Here is a 17,724-nt window from a genome sequence, read left to right as displayed (position 1 = left end):
GCTGCGACGTCAACGGTCGGTGCGCGCACACTACGGGCTATGCCTTTAATCCTTACAAGGATAGTGATATCAAGGATGCCATGAGCAGCGTCGCCCTCCCGGGCTCGATCGCGCAGGTACTGGACGCCCAACTCGCCTCGCGCTCGGGCGCGGAGGCGGTCGAGGCGGCCTCCGGTGTCTGGTCCTACGCCGAGCTCGACGACCGGGCGCGCAGGGCGGCCGGAGCGCTGTGGTCGCTCGGCGTACGCCCCGGCGACCGGGTCGCGGCCTGCCTGCCCAACGATCTGGACATCGTCGCGGCCTTCCACGGCGCCCAGCGGATCGGCGCCGTCTGGGCGGGGATCGGCGAGGCGCTGTCGGCCGCGGAACAGCAGGAGCTGCGCGACGTCTGCGACCCCGCTGTGGTGCTGGCCGGCGCCCGCTACCGGCTCAGCTCCCCGGAGCGGGTCGACCCCGATCGCTGGACGGAACTGACGGCCCGTGACGAACGGGCCCCCCGCGTCGACCTGGACCTGGACGGGCCGGCCGGGATCGCCTTCACCAGTGGGACCTCGGGCCGCCCCAAGGCGATCGTGCACAGCCAGCGCAACCTGCTGCTGCCCGGCGCCGTCCTGGTCGCCTCCCGGGGCTGGGGACCCGAGCTGCGCAAGGGTGACAGCTTCCCGCTGACCATTCTCAACCTCATGGTGCTGTCCACCCTGCTCACCGCGCAGGCCGGCGGATGTGCGGTGGTGATGGACCGGCGCGATGCCGAGGGGGTCGCCCAGTGGATCTCCTCGCGCCGGGTCACGGTGTGGAACGGTGCGCCCGCGCAGCTCTACGACCTGGCCGGACGGCCGGACTTCGACCTCGGCCCGCTGCAGGAGGTGTGGAGCGGCGGCAGTGACACCCCGGACTCGCTGCGCCAGGCCTTCGCCGCCGCGCACGGCCTGGTGCCCCGGGTCACCTACGGACTGACCGAGGCGCCGACGGTGGTGTCCATCGACCCGCCGGGCGACGCCTGGCGCCCGGGTACCAGCGGGCAGGTGCTGCCGCACTACGACGTCGCCGCCTACGACGACGAGGGGCGCCGCCTCCCGGCCGGCGAGCTCGGCGAGCTGCGGCTGAGTGGGGCCGCAACCGGTTCGTGGGCGGGCAGTTGGCGGCCGATGCTCGGCGTCCGGGAGGACGGCGCCATCCGTCCGCCGGAACCGGGGCCGGTCCGCACCGGAGACATCGGCACCGTCGACGCCGACGGCTGGCTGACCGTGCTGGACCGCAAGAAGCTGGTCATCATCCGGGGCGGGGCCAATGTCTACCCGCTGGAGGTGGAACGCGTCATCGCATCGCACCCGGACGTCGCCGTGGTCGCCGTGTACGCGGTGCCTGACGAGCGTCTGGGGCAGCGGGTGGGCGCCGTGGTCCAGAGCGCCGGCCCGCCGCTGGACTTCGAGGCCCTCGCCGAGCTCTGCCGGCGCCAACTCGCCGCCTACAAGGTCCCGGAGACCTGGTCCCAGGTCGACGTCCTGCCGGTGAACGCGATGGGCAAGGTGCAGCGCGCCCGGCTGCCCGAGCTGCTCGCCGAGCCGCCTCGCCTGAGGGGGTGACGGACCATCACTGCTAACCTTGCAATCATGGAACGAACAGGGTCCGAGCACGTCAAGATCGGGCAGATGCGGATGGCGGAGCAGGTCGCCGCGGCGCTGCGCGACCGGATCCTGGCAGGCGGCATCGTCGACGGCTCGACGCTGCCCAAGCAGGAGGAGCTGGTCGCGGAGTTCGGCGTCAGCCATCCCTCGGTGCGCGAGGCGCTGCGGATCCTGGAGACCGAGGGCTTCATCACCGTGCTGCGCGGCAACCGCGGCGGCGCCACCGTGCATGCTCCCGACATCGGGACCGCCGGCTACGCCCTGGGCCTGACGCTGCAGGCGATGCAGGTCGGGGTGCCGGACCTCGGCGCCGCGCTGGCCACCTTGGAACCGCTGTGCGCGGCCCACTGCGCCCAGCGGTCGGAACGCGACCGCAAGCGGGTGCTGGTGCCGCGGCTGCGCGAGCTGCTGGCCGAGAGCGAGGGCTGCATCGACGACGGTGCGGCGTTCACCCGGGCCTCGCGCGCCTTCCACGACACCGTGGTCGGATTCGATCCCAATGTCACGCTGCGCGTGGTGGTGAAGAGCCTGACCTCGCTCTGGTCGGTCCAGGAGGAGGCCTGGGCGGACGCCCAGGTGTCGCGCGGCTCCTACCCCTCGCGCGCCGACCGCGCCGTCGCCCAGCGGGCGCACCAGCGCCTGGTCGAGAGCATCGAGCAGGGCGACGCCGACGAAACCGCGAGGATCGCGGGCGAGCATCTGACGGCGACCCAGCGCTGGGTCTGCCGCACCCTCAAGGACCGGGTGATCGACGCCGCCTCCGCCCGGAGCCGGATGCGCTTCCGCCGCGGCTGACGGACCGTGCTGACGGACTGTACGACAGGAACCCTGCGGAGTCGGAGAGGCCCACGTGTCGGACCCGGATGCAGCAGCACTACGGATGTTCGGCCTGGACGGCCGGGTCGCGATCGTGACCGGTGCCTCCTCCGGGCTGGGGGCCTCGGTCGCCCGGGCCCTGGCCGCGTTCGGCGCCCGGGTCGCCGTGGTGGCGCGCCGTCAGGACCGGCTGGACGGGCTCGCCGAGGAGATCGGCGGGCTCGCCGTCGCCTGCGACCTGTCGGATTCCGACCGGATCGGCTCGGTCGTCCCCGCCGTGGTCGAGGGGCTGGGACCGCCGGAGATCCTGGTCAACGCCGCCGGGACGATGGTCAACAGCGAGCGCGCGGAGTCCGAGCCGCTGGAGGGCGTGCGCCGGACCCTGGACCTGAACCTGCTGGCCCCACTGCTGCTCGCGCAGGCGGCCTTCCCGCACATGTGCGCCGTCGGCCGGGGGAGCGTCGTCAATGTCTCGTCCATCAGCGGCCGGGTCGGCATCCCCGGGATACCGCAGGCCTCCTACGCGGCGAGCAAGGCCGGCCTGTCCGGGCTGACCGCGGAGCTGGCGGTGCAGTGGGCGCGGCACTCGATCCGGGTGAACACGGTGGCCCCCGGCTTCTTCCGCAGCGAGATCACCGGCCCGCTCTACGCGAGCGAGCGCGCCACCGAGTACCTGCGCCGCAACACCCCGCTGCCGCGGGAGGGCAGCCCCGACGACATCGTCGGCGCGGTGCTCTGGCTGGCCGGCGACGCCGGGAGCTATGTCACCGGTCAGACGGTGGTGGTCGACGGCGGCTGGACCGCGCGCTGATCCTCGACTGCGGACCGTAGCTGGCTTGTCGCGCAGTTCCCCGCGCCCCCAGCGGTCTGCAACTGGCTCAGTTGCACATGCTCAGGGGCGCGGGGAACTGCGCTGCCAACCATGCAGAGGCCGCAGTCAAGAACGAACCGTCAAGTCACGGCGCCGGGACCTCCACCACCGTTGCCGAGCCCATCCCCCCGCCCGCGCACATCGCCGCAACCCCCACGCCACCCCCGCGCCGCCGCAGCTCGTGCACCAGGGTGACCAGCATCCGCGCCCCCGTGGCGGCGATCGGGTGGCCCAGCGAGCAGCCGCTGCCGTTGACGTTCACCAGCTCCGGGTCGATGTCCAGCAGCCGGCAGGCCGCCACCGGCACCACCGCGAAGGCCTCGTTGATCTCGAACAGGTCGACGTCAGAGGCCGACAGACCCGCTCGGGCCAGCGCCTTGTTGATCGCCGGGACCGAGGCCAGACCGGTCTCGGCGGGGTCCACGCCGACCGAGGCCCAGGCCCGGACCGTGGCCAGCGAGGGCAGCCCCAACTGGTCGCTGGCCACCACCAGAGCGGCGGCGCCGTCGTTGACGCCGGCGGCGTTGCCGGCGGTGATGCTGAAGCCCTCGATCTCCGGGTGCAGCGGCTTCAGCGCGGCCAGCTTCTCGGCGCTGGTCTCCCGGCGCGGGTGCTCGTCGACCGAGAACAGCCCGTGTGCGGTCTCGATCGGAACGATCTCCTCCTTGAAGTGGCCCGCGTCGATGGAGCGCACGGCGTTGCGGTGCGAGCGCAGCGCCCAGGCGTCCATCTCGGCGCGGGTGATCCCGGCCCGCACCGCGGTGTTCCAGCCCACGGTGATCGACATGTCCAGGTTGGGGGCGTCGGGACGGTCCGGGTGGGTGGGCGGGTTCCAGTCGACCAGTTCCCCGTCCACCTTGATCCGGGAACGGGGCCCGGTGGAGGAGGAGTTCACGCCGCCGGCGATGACCAGCCGGTCCATGCCCGCCCGGATGCTCGCGGCCGCGCTCTGGACCGAGGCCAGGCTCGCGGCGCAGTGCCGGTTGTGGGCCAGTCCGGGGACGGCGGTCAGGCCGGCGGTCAGCGCAGCGTGCCGGGCGATGACCCCGCCGCCGTACAGGCCCTCGGCCAGGATCACGTCGTCGATCAGGGCCGGGTCCAGGCCCTCCGCCGCGGCGCTGACGATGTGGTGGCCCAGGTCGAAGGCGTTGGTGTCGCGCAGGGTTCCCTTGAAGGAGGTGCCGACGGGGGTGCGCAGGGCGGACACGAGCACTGCTTCAGGCATGGGTGGTCTCCAGTTCGGCCAGTAGGGTGCGGCGCAGCAGTTTTCCGGTGTCGGTCTTGGGCAGTTCGGGGCGGAAGACGACGGCGTCGGGCGTCCTGGAGGACCGCAGCCGGTCCCTGACCCACTGTCGGATCTCCTCCGCGTCCCCGGTGCCGACCAGGACGGCGACGATCCGCTGTCCCCACTCGGGGTCCGGCACGCCGAGCACCGCCGCCTCGGTGATCCCGGGGAAGGAGAGCAGGACGTCCTCGATCTCGGCGGGGGCGATGTTCTCCCCGCCGCGGATGATGGTGTCGTCGGCCCGCCCCTCGATGAAGAGGTAGCCGTCGGCGTCCAGCCGGCCGCGGTCCCGGGTGGCGAACCAGCCCTCCGGGTCCAGGACGCTGCGTCCGCCGTACTCGCCGGAGATCTGGTCGCCGCGGACGAAGACCAGTCCGGTGGTCCCGTCCTCGGCCGGCCGGTCGTCCTCGGTGCGGATCTGGATCTCGATGCCCGGTAGCGCCCGGCCGACCGATCCGAGCCGGTCCCGTACCGCGGGGTCGTCGGAGGCCAGGGCCTCGCGGTGGTCCTCGGGGCCGAGCACCGCGATCGAGGAGGCGGTCTCGGTCAGTCCGTAGGCGTTGGCGAAACCCGTGTCGGGGAACTTGCGCAGGGCCTGCTCCACGACGGGCAGCGGGGCCCGGGCGCCGCCGTAGGCCAGGCTGCGCAGCGTGGGGGTGTCGGCGTCCTCCCCCTGGACCTGGGCGACGATGCGGGCGAGCATGGTCGGCACCACCATGGCATGGCTGACCCGCTCCTGACGGACCGTCCGCAGCCAGGCCTCCGGGTCGAAGGCGTCGAGGTAGACCACCCGGCGGCCGGAGTAGAGGTTGGTCATCAGGTTCATCAGCCCGGCGACATGGTAGGGCGGCACCGCCACCAGCGCGGCGTCCTCCTCGCCGGAGGACTGGAACTCCTGGGTGTTGAGCACATAGGCGAGCAGGTGCCGGTGGCGCAGCACGGCGGCCTTGGGAGCCGCGGTGGTCCCGCTGGTGTAGAGCAGGACGGCAATGGGATCGTCATCCTCCGGCGTTGGGTCCACCGGGTCCGGCGAGGCCGGCTCGGGTGCGTCGAGCAGGGCGTCCAGATCCGCCGGACGCAGCACCAGGGCGCCGGGGTGGCGGGACAGCAGGCTGATCAACTGCACGTCCCCGAGCCGGTAGTTGAGCGGGACGAAGGGGACGCCGGCCACCGCCGCGCCGAACAGGGCGACCGGGTAGGCGGCGTGGTTGGCACCCAGGTAGAGCACGGCTCTGTAGTGCCGGAACCGGTGGGCGGCGGCATGGGCGAGCCGCAGCAGTTCCGCGGCGGTCAGTGAACGGCCGCCTGCCGTCACCGCCGTCCGATCGCCTGCCGAAGCCGCCATCTCAAGGACCATGGTGATATTCATGAGAATGCTATTCTCCTACTTCAAGAGTACTGTTCGCAAGAGAGGGAAGCCTTCATGCAGATCAGTGGGAGTTCCGCGGTCGTGGTCGGCGGCGCGGGAGGCCTGGGCGAAGCCACCGTCCGTCGCCTGCACGCGGCGGGGGCCAAGGTGGTCGTCGCCGACCTCGCCGATGAGAAGGGCAAGGTGCTGGAGCAGGAGCTGGGCGTGCGCTACGTGCGCACCGACGCCACCTCCGAGGAGGACGTCAGGGCGGCGATGGAGGAGGCGGCGGCGCAGGGACCGCTGCGGATCTCGGTGGACGCCCACGGCGGACCGGCCAGCGGCGGACGGCTGGTCGGCAAGACCGGCGAACCCCTGGACCTCGCGGGCTTCCGTACCACCATCGAGGTCTACCTCACCGGCGTCTTCAATGTGCTGCGGCTGGCCGCGGCCGCCATCGCCAAGCAGGAGCCGGCCGAGGGCGGCGACCGGGGCGTGATCGTCAACACCGCCTCGATCGCCGCCTACGAGGGCCAGATCGGCCAACTCCCCTACGCCGCGGCCAAGGGCGGGGTGGTGAGCATGACCCTGGTGGCCGCCCGCGACCTCTCCCCGCTCGGCATCCGGGTGGTCACCATCGCCCCGGGCACCTTCCTGACCCCGGCCTACGGCAAGGCCGGCGACCAGTTGGAGGCCTACTGGGGTCCCCAGGTGCCGCACCCCAAGCGGATGGGACAGTCGCCCGAGTACGCGGCCCTGGTCCAGCACATCTGCGAGAACGGCTACCTCAACGGCGAGGTCGTCCGCCTCGACGGCGGCCTCAGGTTCCCGCCCAAGTGACCGGCCCGGTGCAGGGGAAGCCGCCGGAGGGTAAGCCGCTGGCGGGCAAGGTCGCCTTCGTCGCCGGGGCCAGCCGCGGCATCGGCCGCACGGTCGCGCTGGCCCTCGCGGAGGCGGGGGCCTCGGTCGCCGTCGCCGCCCGCTCCGAGCAGGAGGGGCGGGTACCCGGCACCATCCACGCGGTCGCCCAACGGATCACGGACGCGGGCGGCCGCGCTCTGGCGGTCCCCTGCGACGTCACCGCCGAGGAGTCGGTCGAGGCGGCCGTGGCCGGCACGGTCAAGGAGTTCGGCGGGATCGACGTCCTGATCGCCAACGCCGGGGTGCTCTGGCTCGGCCCGGTCGAGTCCACACCGCTCAAGCGCTGGCAGCTGTGCCTGGACGTCAACCTGACCGGGGTGTTCCTGGTGACCCGGGCGGTAATCCCGCACCTCAGGGCGCGCGGCGGCGGCTCGCTGGTGGCGGTGACCACCGGCGGGGTGGGCATGACCGACCGGGGCGCCAACGCCTACTGGGTCTCCAAGGCGGCCGTCGAGCGGCTCTACCTGGGGCTCGCGGTCGATCTGAGGCCCGACAACATCGCGGTCAACTGCCTGGCCCCGTCCCGGGTGGTGCTCACCGAGGGCTGGGCCGCGAGCGGCGCCGGCCGGGAGATCCCGCCGGAGGCGGTGGAACCACCTGAAGCGATGGCCGCTGCCGCGGTCCTGCTGGCGAGGCAGGACGCGAGCGGCATCACCGGCACCGTCCAGCGCTCGGAGTCGATCCGTCGGTGAAGCGGTGTTGGGGCTTGACAGACCGTCAGGCCCCAACCCCGCAAAGGGTTCAGGCTCCGGCAGGGGCCCTGCGGGTGCGGTCCTTGTCCACCTCGGGCAGGGTCTCGATGACGCTGCGCAGATGGGTACGCATGGCGGCCTCCGCGGCCTCGGCGTCGCCCGAGCACACCGCCTCGATCACGGCCAGGTGCTGCGGCAGCGAGACATTGGGCCGCCCGGGGTGCATGGCCAGCTTGAACTGGTGCCGGACGTTCTGCCCGTGCAGGCGTTCCAGCACGGCGCAGGCCGTGGTCTGGCCGCTGACGGACAGGATCCGGGCGTGCAGCTGCCGGTTGAGGTCGGAGTAGCCGAGCACGTCGCCGGTGGCCACGGCCGCCTGCATCAGCGAGCCGATCTCCCGCAGCCGCTCCCGGTCGGCCTCGGTGGCGTGCTCGGCCGCCTTGGCCGCGCACAGGCCCTCCAGGACCATGCGGACCTCGGTGATCTCGATGGCCTCGTCCAGGGAGACCGCGCGGACCCGGGCGCCGCGGTTCTGGATCCGCTCGACCAGGCCCTCGGTGGCCAGCTGTACCAGCGCGTTGCGCACCGCGGCCCGGCTGGTGTCGAACTGCTGCGACAGCTCGGCCTCCACTAGCCGCTGGTTGGGACCGAAGTCCCCGCTGATGATGGCCTCCCGGATCGCGTCGGCCGCGTTCAGCCGGAGCGGTTCGGTCGGTTCGGCCTTCTCAGCGGTTGCACCCATGCCCCACACCCCACACACATTGGCGACAATATTGTTCGTCCATGTTAGCCGGTGTCAGCCCTGTTCAGGCGACGGAACCGGCGGGGTGCCGTGGGTGTGGAAGGACTCGATCGTCTTCAGTCCCCAGGCCTGGCCCTTGGCGCGTTCGGCCTCGGTCCAGGTGATCGTCTTCCAGTCCGGCGCCAGCACCAGCCGGGTCAGCGGGTTGCACAGCTCGATCCGGTTGCCGCCGGGCTCGTAGACGTACAGGAAGAAGGTCTGCTGGATGGCGTGCTTGTGCGGGCCGGTCTCGATGTGGACGCCGTTCTCCAGGAAGATGTCGGCGGCCCGCAGGATGTCCTCGCGGGTGTCGGTGGCGAAGGCGAGGTGGTGCAGCCGGCCCCGGCTCCCGGTCCAGTCCCGGGTGTAGACCAGGTCGTAGGACTTGTTGGTGAAGGTCAGCCAGCGTCCGCCGATGTTGCCGTTGTCCAGCAGGATCTGCTCGGTGGTGTGGGCGCCCAGCACGTCGCGGACGAACTCGGAGGAGGACTCGACCTCGGCGGCCAGGTAGTTGATGTGGTCCAGGCGGCGCACGCAGACCCCGCGGCCCGGGTAGGCCTGTGGCTGGTTCTTCAGCGCCGGGGCCAGCTCCGGCGGGGCCTGGTACCACTCGCTCTCCCAGTAGAGCTCGAACTCGTGGCCGTCCGGGTCGCGGAACAGGTAGGTCGGGCCCAGGCCCGGGTCGCCGTCCTGCCAGCCGATGCCCAGGCCCGCCTCGTCGATGGCCTTCACCCGGCGCTCCAGCGCCTCCTGGCTGCCGGCCCGCAGACCCGTGCGGCGGATGCCGGAGGTGTGATGGGCCGTCAGCTTCAGCGAGTGGTGCTCGTAGTCGTCCCAGGTGCGCAGGTAGACCGAGTCGCCGTCGGAGCCGTTCTCGGTCAGGCCCATCACCCGGGTGAAGAAGTCCAGGCTCTTCTCGGGCTCGGGGGTGAGCAGCTCGGCGTGGGCGAGGTGGGCGATCTCGTGCTTGGGTGCCATGGTGGGGGCCTTCTTACTGGGGGCTGCTGGGCTCTACGGGAGCGGGCGGGGAAAGACGGTGCCGTCGAACAGCTTGCGCGCGGTGCGCACCAGACTGGAGCGGCGCACCCGGGGCGGAGCGATTCCAGTGTCCGGTTCGAGGTCCAGTTCGAGCTCGACCTCGACGTCCAGCCGGCCGGTGGGATGCTCGATGCCCAGGGCGGTGCCGGGGTCGGGCAGCCGGGCCAGGTCGTGCCCGACGGCTCCCTCCAGCAGCACCGCGGTGGCCACGGTGACGGCGCCGAGCACGCCGATGGAGGCGTGCGGGCGCAGCGGTATGAAGGTTCGGGTGCTCACCGTACCCCCGTCCCTGGGCGGCGCGACCAGGGTGGTCTTCGGGACGGGGGCGTCGGTGACGTCGCCCAGACCCATCAGCTGGCCCGCTTTGAGGCGCAGCGACTGGATCCGTTCGACGAGCTCGGTGTCGGCGGCGAGTTCTGCGGGCGTCTCGTAGCCGGTGACGCCCAGGTCGCGGGCGGCCGCGACGACCACCGGCATGCCGTTGTCGATGCAGGTGACCTCGATGCCGTCGATCTGGTCGCGGAGCCTGCCGGTGGGCAGCAGGCCGTGGCCGGCCGAGCCCTCGGTGTCGGCGAAGTCCAGCAGGACGGCGGCCGCGGTGCCGGGGACCCCGCTGATGGCGGTGGTGCCGTCGTAGTCGACGGTGCCGCCGGGGGTGGGGAAGGTGGCGGTGGCCAGCGAGCCGGAGTTGACCATCCGGATCCGCACCCGGGTGTGCCCGTCGGCCGCGGCGACCAGGCCGCGCTCGACCGCGAAGGGCCCGACGCCGGCCAGCAGGTTTCCGCAGTTCTGCCGGTCCGAGACGGTCGGCGCCTCCACTCCGACCTGCAGGAACAGGTAGTCGACGTCGGCGTCGGGGTCGGCCGAGCGGGAGACCACCGCGACCTTGCTGGTGAGCGGGTGGGCCCCGCCGATGCCGTCGATCTGGCGCGGGTCGGGGGTGCCCATGACCCGCAGCAGCAGCCCGTCGCGCTGCTGCGGGTCGGCCGGCAGGTCCTCGGCCAGGAAGTAGGCGCCCTTGGAGGTGCCGCCACGCATCAGCATGCACGGCAGGCCGGTCGAGCTGGGAGGCATGACGCCGCCTTAGGGGTCTCAGGGGTCTCAGGAGCAGGGGGCAGGAGTCAGGAGTCGCCGCTGAGGCGGGCGTACTCGTCGGCGCTGAGGTACTCGATGCCCAGGGCCTTGACCTGCTCGCGCAGCCCGTAGCGGTCCAGGCCGAGCTGGCCCTCGCGGAAGGCGGCGCGGGTGGCGTCCTCCTTGTCGGTGCGGGCCCTGGCCGCGACCACGGCCGCTGCCGCGTCCAGCCGGGGGACGACCAGGACGCCGTCGTCGTCGGCGACGACCACGTCGCCGGGCCGGACGGTCTGCCCGCCGATGGTCACCGGTACGTTGACCGAGCCGGGGGTGGCCTTGACCGTGCCCTGGGCGCTGACCGCGGCGGACCACACCGGGAAGCCCATGGCGTGCAGGTCGGCGACGTCGCGCACCCCGGCGTTGATGACCAGGCCGCGCACGCCCCGGTGCTGCAGCGCGGTGGCGAACAGGTCGCCGAACATGCCGTCGGTGGACGGCGAGGTGGTGGTGACCACCAGGACGTCGCCGGGGCGGCACTGCTCGACCGCGACATGGATCATCAGGTTGTCGCCGGGCCAGGACAGCACCGTCACCGCGGTCCCGGCGATGCGGGAGCCGAGGTGCACCGGGCGCAGCCCGGGGCCGAGGTAGCCGGTGCGGCCCATCGCCTCGTGCACGGTGGCCACGCCGTACTCGGCCAGCGCGTCCACCTGCTCGGCGTCGGCCCGCGGCGGGTCGGTGACCACGACGTTCCTGGGGAGGTTCGTGGGGATGCTCATGCGAGGACTCCGGTGGTCTGCGGGTAGAGCCGGACGAAGGCCTCGGCCATGCAGGTGTGCGGCAGGCCGAGGTTGGGGCCGGCGTTGCGCTTGAGCTGCACGCCGCGGCGCTTGGCCAGGTCGGTGTAGTAGTCCCACATGTGCTGTTGGGCGGGCAGGCACTCCATGGCCTTGCGCTTGCGGTCGAAGACCGGGGTGATGTCCAGCAGGGTGTCGGGCTTGAAGTCGCACTGCTCCGGCTGGTGCGGTTCGAAGTGGAAGACCGGCGGTGCTCCGAGCGGTTCCCCGGGGGCGTCGTAGCCGATCGCCTGGGCCAGGATCCTGGCCTGGATCGCCATCCGCGCCGCGGCGGGGTGGTCGCCGTTGTAGGGGTCGGCCAGGGTGTGGGTGAGCACCACGGCGGGCTCGAACTCGCGGTAGACGTGCACCAGACGGTCCGTCAGCTCCTGGGTCTCCAGCAGCGGGTAGTCGCCGGCGTCGAGGAACTCGATCTCGGCGCCCAGCGCCTGCGCGGCCTGCTCGGCCTCGGCGCGGCGCTCGGCCTTGATCTCGTCCAGGTTCTTGCCCTCGCGCCAGGCGCGGGCGGACTCGCCGCGCTCGCCGTAGCTGAGGCACACCACCTTGGCGCGCTCCCCGGCGGCTGCGGTCAGCGCGATGGCCCCGCCGGCCCGCCAGACGAAGTCGCCCGCGTGGGCGCTGATCACCAGCAGCGGTCCCGTGGCCGACTGGGCGCCGGTGGTGGTGCTCGTTGTCTTCATAGTGCCTCTCCGCGTGCCAACTCCTGTGCGACTGACGGTTACGCTAAGAGATGGCAACAACATTGTCAACAATTTCTGTCGCAACTCTTGCGCCACTATCGGCCGCGGTCTACAGTCGCCGGAACGCGTCGCCGTTACCGCACCGCCCCGCACCGCCCCACCTGAGAAAACAACGAAGTTCTCCATGAACTAAGGGGTCATCTTGTCCATCCCGCTCTCCGCGTCGGGGGCCTCGAGCACCGAAACGCGCCGTTCGGTCTCGCACACCACGCTCAACACGGCCACCATCGTCGCCGTCGGGTTGGCGGTCTGTCTGGCCCAGATAGGTCTGGCCGTACCGGCCACTCTCAACGGGACCTTCCAGACCGTCCTGCATCCCACCGGAGCGTCCCAGCTCGACTGGATCTCCGACTGCACCCTGCTCCCGATCGCCGCACTGGAGCTCACCTTCGGCGTCCTCGGCGACCTGTTCGGCCGCAAGAAGCTGCTGGTCGGCGGCGCCGTACTGCTGTTCATCGGCGAGATCATCTCCGGCTCCTCCACCGGCGTCGCGCAGATGTACGTCGGACAGTTCATCGCCGGCCTCGGCTCGGCGGCGCTGTTCCCGACCACCCTGGCGATCATCGCCTCCGGCAGCCACACCCACGCCGGCCGGGCCCGCATGATCGCGCTGTGGGCGGCGCTGCTCTCCACCGGCAACTTCATCGCCCCGATGCTCGGCGGCCTCACCGCCACCTACGGCAGCTGGCGCACCGCGTTCTGGATCATCTCGGCGCTCTCCGCCGCGGTGGCCGTGTTCTGCTGGTTCTTCACCACCGACTCGCGCTCCCCGGAAGGCCGTTCGCTGGACGTCCCCGGCCAGACCGCGGTCGGCCTGGGACTGTTCGCCCTGCTCTACGCGGTGATCGAGGGACCGACCGCCGGCTGGGGCAGCGCCACGGTCATCGGCTGCTTCATCGCCGCCGCGGTGCTGCTGGTCGCCTTCGTGGTGATCGAGACCCGGGTCGAGAATCCGCTGCTGCGCATGGACCTGTTCCGCAACCGGGCATTCTCGCTGGCGGCCGCGGTGACGGTGCTGGGAATGTTCTCCTTCCTCGGCACCGCCTATTCCATCAGCATCCGGATGGAGGTCATCCAGCACCAGAGCGCCATGCGCTGCGCATTCGCCTTCATCCTGCTGAGCGGTCTGACCATCTTCCTGCTGCCGCTGACCTCCTTCATGATGGCCCGCTACCAGCCGCGCTGGATCCTCGGCGGCGGATTCCTGCTGATGGCCGTCGGACAGCTGCTGGCCTCCCAGCTGCCGATCACCGAGACCTCGCTTCCGTCGATCATCCTGCCGATGGGGCTGGTCGGCGTCGGCTTCTCCTTCGCGGTGTCCTCGGTCACCGCGACCGTGGTCAACACGGTGCCGAGCAAGCTGGCCGGCATGGCCGCCGCCACCACCAGCATGGTGCGCGACTTCGGCTTCGCCATGGGCCCGGCCCTGATCGGCGCCGTCGCCCTGAGCAAGGCGGCGACCAACTTCAACGCCGCGCTGGCGGGGGACTCCTCGCTCTCCGCGGTCAGGGCTGCGGCCGAGGGCGCCGGCGCGGTCGCGACCAACTCGGTCCCCGCCGACGTCCCGTTCAGCAAGGCCGCCCCGCTCGCGGTCAAGGCCCTGGACAGCGGCTACTCGCTCGGCTTCCTGATCTGCGCCATCGCCGCTCTGGTCTGCTGCGTGGTGACGGTCGCCCTGCTGGGCGGCAAGAAGGAGCAGGAGGCGGAGATCGCGATGATCGAGGCGGAATCGGCGGAATCCGCCGCAGCCTGACCTTCCCCCTTCTTTTCCTTCCCTCCTTCCGGGTGTCCGGGTCGCACTTTCAGCGATCCGGGCACCCGTTTTTTGTCGTCCAAATCGTCAACAATTTATGCGAAGACTGTTGCGCCAATATAAGCGCCAAGATACGTTCTGGTCTGCACACGGCACACCCTCAGCTGCTCCCCACCCACCTGCCGATCAGGAGTCGCACCATGTCGCCGCATTTCTTGGAACGTTGGGGCCTCGAACGAAGGAGCCTCCGGCGCAGAAGCCGGTGGACGATCTCCACATCCGTCCTGGCCTTCGTCCTCGCCATCGGCCTGAGCCTGTCGGCCTCCGGCGGACAGGGCAGCGCGCAGGCCGCCACCGCCACCACCGCGACCGCGGCGAGCGCGACCACCACCGCGACCGTCCAGCCGGTCCTCAGCTGTGCGAGCGTCGCCGGCAGCATCAACCTGCTGGCCCTCTCCGGCGCCAACACCTCGATCACCTCAGCGACTTCGGTCGCGGCCGCGTCCAACCCGGTGGGCAGCTGGGCCGCCTGCGAGGTGCAGGGCATCATCGCCCCGGAGACGCACTTCACCCTCTACCTGCCCACCAGCACCTACGCGGGGGAGTACCTGCAGGAGGGCTGCGGCGGCTACTGCGGCAACGTGAACGTCAACACGCCCACCGCCGCGGTCGGTTGCGCCCAGTCGACGGCCGGCAACTTCGCCGTGGCCGCGGACGACGAGGGCCACGAGGGCGGCGGCTTCACCGCCCCCGCCTTCCAGGACCCGGAGTTGAAGGCGGTGTTCGGCTACACCTCCGAGCACCAGCTCGCCCTGGTCTCCAAGGCGATCATCAAGGGCTTCTACGGCAGTGCCCCGGCGCAGTCCTACTTCGACGGCTGCTCGGACGGCGGCCGTGAGGCGCTGATCGAGGCCCAGCGCTACCCGACCGACTTCAACGGCATCATCGCCGGTTCGCCCGCCTCCATTCAGACCGAGTTGAACGCCTTCGAGGAGGCCTGGAACGCCCAGGCCAACACCGCCGCCGACGGCGTCAGCGCCGTGCTGACCAACGCCGACCTCACCCCGCTGCACAACGCGGTGCTGGCGGCCTGCGGCGGCACCGCGACCGGCTACCTGGCCGACCCGCTGGCCTGCACCTGGCAGCCGAGCAGCATCGCCTGCAAGGCCGGCCAGACCTCAACCGCCGCCGACTACTGCCTGACGCCGGCTCAGGTCACCACGGTGAACAAGCTCTACAACGGGGTGCGGGACGCCGACGGCAAGCTGCTCTACCCCGGCTACGAGACCCGCGGGTCCGAGCTCAACTGGTCCGGCTGGATCGTCCCCAGGAGCGGGACCGTGGAGGCCACCACCACCGACGCCGGGATCGGCACCGGTGCCTGGCAGAGCCTGGTCTCCCCGACCGGCACCTTCGACGGCACCGCGTCCTACATGGACGTCAAGTTCACCGCGGCCGAGTTCACCAAGGTGACCAAGGCCAACGACGGTGAACTCGACGCCACCGACCCGGACCTGACGGCCTTCAAGGCGGCCGGCGGCAAGCTGATCCTGTGGGCCGGCTACGCCGACCCGGCGATCAACCCGGTCGGCACCATCTCCTACTACCAGGCGGTGCAGAAGTACATGGGCGGCGCAACCGCCACCGCCGACTTCGCCCGGCTGTTCCTGCTGCCGGGTGTCGCCCACTGCGGCGGCGGCCAGGGGCCGTCCAGCTTCGACGCGCTGACGGCGATCACCTCCTGGGTCACCGCGGACCAGGCCCCGTCCAGCCTGCTGGCCTCGACGCTCGACCCCACCGGCGCCACCACGGCCAGCCTGCCGATCTACGCCTACCCGAACATCGCCGTCGACACCACCGGCGGCCCGGTCACCGAGGCGAGCAGCTACACCCCGAAGGTCTCCGCCGCGGAGAAGAACCTCCAGGTGACCTGGCTCGGCTCGTTCCACCCCGGCTACGAGACGGTCAGCAGCTGGATCAACGGCCAATGGGTCACCCGCCCGGCAGCCAAGCACTGATCTAGCAAGCCTCCCCGCGCCCCCGACGCGCAACTAGCCCTCACCGGCCCAGTTGCACTCACCTCAGGGGCGCGGGGCTGTGCTGATTTAACAGCGCGCGCGACAAGCCAACTACGGCCCGCAGCCGAACAACCGTCAGCCACCCGACGACTCACCCCTCAACACTGCTCAGGACGGCGTCAGCCATCCCCCGTTCCCCCGCCGCATTGGGATGCACCGCCGCCGCCGGCGAAGCCGGCACCAGCGGCTCGATCCAGCGGCTGGACGCCGCCGAGCAGGCATCGTGCCCCACCGATGGCTTGTAGGTGTCCACGTACCCCGCGCCGGCGGCCTTCGCCTCGCGCTGGAGCATGGTGTTGAGGTCCTGCTCCTTCTCCCGCAGATAGCTGACGTCACCGGGCGCCAGCCCCATCGCCCGGGAGCAGTCGGTGTCTCCGTCCGGAAGGATCGCCGGGTAGCCGACCACGTACACCCGGGCCTTGGGCGAGCGCTTCTTGATCTCGTCCAGCGCGGCGGACACCCGCGCCGCGGCGGCGTCGATCTTCTGCTGCACCTTGTCGGTTCCGCCGGTGACGTACTGGGTGCGGCAGGGGGCGTCGTCGCCGGTGTTCACCCCGAGCCTGATCGCGTAGTAGAGCACGCCGGTCTCCACGCAACGGGTGATCAACGAGCTGAACCCGATGTCGTTGCCGCCGATGCCCAGGGTCACCAGCCGGGTGTCGGAGGTGAGCGCGGAGAACTGGGCCGGATTGGTGCCGTCCCCGGTGGACTGCTGCCCGCTGAGGTCCGCGGTGGTGGCGCCGCTGCAGGAGCGGTCGGTGATCTGGGCCGGCTGCAGCTTCAACGCCGCGGCGACCAGCGCCGGGTAGTTCTGGCTGGAGCGGTCGCAGCCCAGCGGCGTCCCGTTCTGGTCCGGGATGTCGGGGCCGGCGGTGTAGGAGTCGCCGAGCGCGACATAGGGTCCCACCGGGGCAGTACCGCCGTCGTGGCCGTGCTGGGTCAGGCCGACCGCGGCCACCAGCACACCGCAGGCCAGCACGGCCACCGCCCCGGTCCTCAGGTGGTTCCTCATCTGCGACCTGCTTTCGGAGTCTGTCTCGGACACCTTTGAATGCTGTCCGAGCAGGCCCGGTGCCGTCGTCGTGCGGCTGCTGGCCGTCGGCTACTGAGACCGCAGTACCGCCGGGCCGCGGGCGCAGGGCGGACTGAGTACGGCCTCCGGGCTAGGACGCACCCCCGGCCCAGCCGAACCGCCGTGTGGTCTCCTCCTCCTGCGCGAGCCGGTGCAGCGCCAGCAACGCCGGTTCGAACAGGACGGCTCCCAGCACCGCGACCTCGACCTGCTCCACCTCCGACGCGTGGGTCTCCATGAAGTCGAGGTCCAGGACCGCCCACCGGTGCATCGTCTCGGCGTACTGCGTCAGCAGCTCGACCCCCTCGCCGTAGCCGAGCCGTCGGAACGCGGCCAGTGCCACCACCAGCGAGCGGTAGGACGGGGAGATGGTGCGCAGCGCCAGGGCGTTGGTCCAGCCGAGCTGCTCCAGAACCGAGTCCACCTCCTCTCGGACGCCGCGGAGGTGCTCGTCCTCCTCCCCTCCGTCCGGTTCCGGCACCTGCGGCAGCGCCCACAGGGCGGCGCCGAGCCGGATCGTGTGGCCCAGGGAGTCGTCGTCCACGTGCCCCAGCACCTCGCGGACCGTCGCCACCGGGATCCGACCGATATGGATCATCGCCCGTACCAGCCTCAGCCGGCGCAGGTGCTCCTCGTCGTACTCCGACGTCCTGGCGTTGACCTGCCGGCCCGGCGGCAGCAGCCCTTCCCGCAGGTAGTACTTGATCGTTGCGGCGGACACCCCGCTGCGCTCGCTCAACTCCGCCAACCGCATCTCGCGCGCCCTTCCT

Annotated in this window: 16 protein-coding genes; 7 read left to right on the top strand and 9 right to left on the bottom strand. The window is 71.4% G+C overall.

The genetic code is table 11. The annotated features are described in order from the left end of the window. Positions 1–80 precede the first annotated feature (80 nt). The 3 genes from IF29_RS0112270 to IF29_RS0112260 are packed head-to-tail and all read left to right on the top strand — an operon-like array spanning position 81 to position 3,255. Positions 81–1,586 (top strand): class I adenylate-forming enzyme family protein, encoded by a 1,506-nt coding sequence (locus IF29_RS0112270; RefSeq protein WP_037594954.1) that lies wholly within the window; start codon positions 81–83, stop codon positions 1,584–1,586. 27 nt (positions 1,587–1,613) lie between these two features. After that, positions 1,614–2,423: a FadR/GntR family transcriptional regulator gene (locus IF29_RS0112265; protein WP_030253328.1), complete on the top strand. Its 810-nt coding sequence runs from the start codon at positions 1,614–1,616 to the stop codon at positions 2,421–2,423. 55 nt (positions 2,424–2,478) lie between these two features. Beyond that, a complete protein-coding gene (locus IF29_RS0112260; protein ID WP_198037418.1) occupies positions 2,479–3,255 on the top strand; it encodes an SDR family NAD(P)-dependent oxidoreductase in 777 nt (258 codons plus the stop codon). 145 nt (positions 3,256–3,400) lie between these two features. On the opposite strand, the gene IF29_RS0112255 is transcribed toward IF29_RS0112260, so the two are convergent. Then, the gene (locus IF29_RS0112255) at positions 3,401–4,540 is read right to left on the bottom strand and encodes a thiolase family protein (RefSeq protein WP_030253325.1); all 1,140 of its coding nucleotides are present in this window, start codon (positions 4,538–4,540) and stop codon (positions 3,401–3,403) included. After that, positions 4,533–5,945 (bottom strand): class I adenylate-forming enzyme family protein, encoded by a 1,413-nt coding sequence (locus tag IF29_RS0112250; RefSeq protein WP_232242118.1) that lies wholly within the window; start codon positions 5,943–5,945, stop codon positions 4,533–4,535. Before IF29_RS0112250 ends, IF29_RS0112255 begins: the two co-directional genes overlap by 8 nt. A gap of 78 nt (positions 5,946–6,023) precedes the next feature. Between IF29_RS0112250 and IF29_RS0112245 the strand changes: the two genes are divergently transcribed. Together IF29_RS0112245 and IF29_RS0112240 are read left to right on the top strand one after the other, a co-directional pair. Further along, complete coding sequence (locus IF29_RS0112245; RefSeq protein WP_030253322.1) at positions 6,024–6,788, top strand: SDR family oxidoreductase; 765 nt, start codon at positions 6,024–6,026, stop codon at positions 6,786–6,788. After that, positions 6,785–7,561, top strand: coding sequence for an SDR family NAD(P)-dependent oxidoreductase (locus tag IF29_RS0112240; protein ID WP_232242117.1), 777 nt, complete (start codon positions 6,785–6,787; stop codon positions 7,559–7,561). Before IF29_RS0112245 ends, IF29_RS0112240 begins: the two co-directional genes overlap by 4 nt. A gap of 49 nt (positions 7,562–7,610) precedes the next feature. On the opposite strand, the gene IF29_RS0112235 is transcribed toward IF29_RS0112240, so the two are convergent. The 5 genes from IF29_RS0112235 to IF29_RS0112215 are packed head-to-tail and all read right to left on the bottom strand — an operon-like array spanning position 7,611 to position 11,991. Beyond that, positions 7,611–8,303: a GntR family transcriptional regulator gene (locus IF29_RS0112235; RefSeq protein WP_030253318.1), complete on the bottom strand. Its 693-nt coding sequence runs from the start codon at positions 8,301–8,303 to the stop codon at positions 7,611–7,613. Positions 8,304–8,357: 54 nt separating this feature from the next. Further along, positions 8,358–9,320: a catechol 2,3-dioxygenase gene (locus IF29_RS0112230; protein ID WP_030253316.1), complete on the bottom strand. Its 963-nt coding sequence runs from the start codon at positions 9,318–9,320 to the stop codon at positions 8,358–8,360. A 33-nt stretch (positions 9,321–9,353) separates the two neighbouring features. Further along, entirely contained in the window at positions 9,354–10,454 is a 1,101-nt protein-coding gene (locus tag IF29_RS0112225) for a 4-oxalomesaconate tautomerase (protein ID WP_030253314.1), read from the bottom strand. 47 nt (positions 10,455–10,501) lie between these two features. Next, a complete protein-coding gene (locus tag IF29_RS0112220) occupies positions 10,502–11,233 on the bottom strand; it encodes a 4-carboxy-4-hydroxy-2-oxoadipate aldolase/oxaloacetate decarboxylase (protein WP_030253312.1) in 732 nt (243 codons plus the stop codon). Beyond that, positions 11,230–11,991: a PIG-L deacetylase family protein gene (locus IF29_RS0112215; protein WP_051725210.1), complete on the bottom strand. Its 762-nt coding sequence runs from the start codon at positions 11,989–11,991 to the stop codon at positions 11,230–11,232. Before IF29_RS0112215 ends, IF29_RS0112220 begins: the two co-directional genes overlap by 4 nt. Positions 11,992–12,193: 202 nt before the next feature. Between IF29_RS0112215 and IF29_RS0112210 the strand changes: the two genes are divergently transcribed. Together IF29_RS0112210 and IF29_RS0112205 are read left to right on the top strand one after the other, a co-directional pair. Continuing rightward, positions 12,194–13,804 carry an MFS transporter gene (locus IF29_RS0112210; protein ID WP_232242116.1) on the top strand — a complete coding sequence of 537 codons (1,611 nt, stop codon included), beginning with the start codon at positions 12,194–12,196 and terminating at the stop codon, positions 13,802–13,804. 200 nt (positions 13,805–14,004) lie between these two features. After that, entirely contained in the window at positions 14,005–15,822 is a 1,818-nt protein-coding gene (locus IF29_RS0112205) for a tannase/feruloyl esterase family alpha/beta hydrolase (protein WP_084713983.1), read from the top strand. A 151-nt stretch (positions 15,823–15,973) separates the two neighbouring features. Here IF29_RS0112205 and IF29_RS0112200 read toward each other — a convergent pair whose 3' ends face one another. Both IF29_RS0112200 and IF29_RS0112195 read right to left on the bottom strand, forming a co-directional pair. Then, the gene (locus IF29_RS0112200) at positions 15,974–16,894 is read right to left on the bottom strand and encodes an SGNH/GDSL hydrolase family protein (RefSeq protein ID WP_030253305.1); all 921 of its coding nucleotides are present in this window, start codon (positions 16,892–16,894) and stop codon (positions 15,974–15,976) included. 151 nt (positions 16,895–17,045) lie between these two features. Further along, complete coding sequence (locus tag IF29_RS0112195; protein WP_030253303.1) at positions 17,046–17,708, bottom strand: MerR family transcriptional regulator; 663 nt, start codon at positions 17,706–17,708, stop codon at positions 17,046–17,048. Positions 17,709–17,724 lie beyond the last annotated feature (16 nt).

This window comes from Streptacidiphilus jeojiense, from assembly GCF_000719095.1.
Taxonomy (GTDB): Bacteria; Actinomycetota; Actinomycetes; order Streptomycetales; family Streptomycetaceae; genus Streptacidiphilus; species Streptacidiphilus jeojiensis.
Note: the sequence above shows the minus strand (reverse complement) of the source record. Positions and strands in the feature narration are given on the sequence as shown.

Coding starts and splice junctions, on each gene's coding strand:
- IF29_RS0112270 (WP_037594954.1), top strand. CDS start 81: ATGAGCAGCGTCGCCCTCCCGGGCTCGATCGCGCAGGTACTGGACGCC.
- IF29_RS0112265 (WP_030253328.1), top strand. CDS start 1,614: ATGGAACGAACAGGGTCCGAGCACGTCAAGATCGGGCAGATGCGGATG.
- IF29_RS0112255 (WP_030253325.1), bottom strand. CDS start 4,540: ATGCCTGAAGCAGTGCTCGTGTCCGCCCTGCGCACCCCCGTCGGCACC.
- IF29_RS0112250 (WP_232242118.1), bottom strand. CDS start 5,945: ATGGCGGCTTCGGCAGGCGATCGGACGGCGGTGACGGCAGGCGGCCGT.
- IF29_RS0112245 (WP_030253322.1), top strand. CDS start 6,024: ATGCAGATCAGTGGGAGTTCCGCGGTCGTGGTCGGCGGCGCGGGAGGC.
- IF29_RS0112235 (WP_030253318.1), bottom strand. CDS start 8,303: ATGGGTGCAACCGCTGAGAAGGCCGAACCGACCGAACCGCTCCGGCTG.
- IF29_RS0112230 (WP_030253316.1), bottom strand. CDS start 9,320: ATGGCACCCAAGCACGAGATCGCCCACCTCGCCCACGCCGAGCTGCTC.
- IF29_RS0112225 (WP_030253314.1), bottom strand. CDS start 10,454: ATGCCTCCCAGCTCGACCGGCCTGCCGTGCATGCTGATGCGTGGCGGC.
- IF29_RS0112220 (WP_030253312.1), bottom strand. CDS start 11,233: ATGAGCATCCCCACGAACCTCCCCAGGAACGTCGTGGTCACCGACCCG.
- IF29_RS0112215 (WP_051725210.1), bottom strand. CDS start 11,991: ATGAAGACAACGAGCACCACCACCGGCGCCCAGTCGGCCACGGGACCG.
- IF29_RS0112205 (WP_084713983.1), top strand. CDS start 14,005: ATGTCGCCGCATTTCTTGGAACGTTGGGGCCTCGAACGAAGGAGCCTC.
- IF29_RS0112200 (WP_030253305.1), bottom strand. CDS start 16,894: ATGAGGAACCACCTGAGGACCGGGGCGGTGGCCGTGCTGGCCTGCGGT.
- IF29_RS0112195 (WP_030253303.1), bottom strand. CDS start 17,708: ATGCGGTTGGCGGAGTTGAGCGAGCGCAGCGGGGTGTCCGCCGCAACG.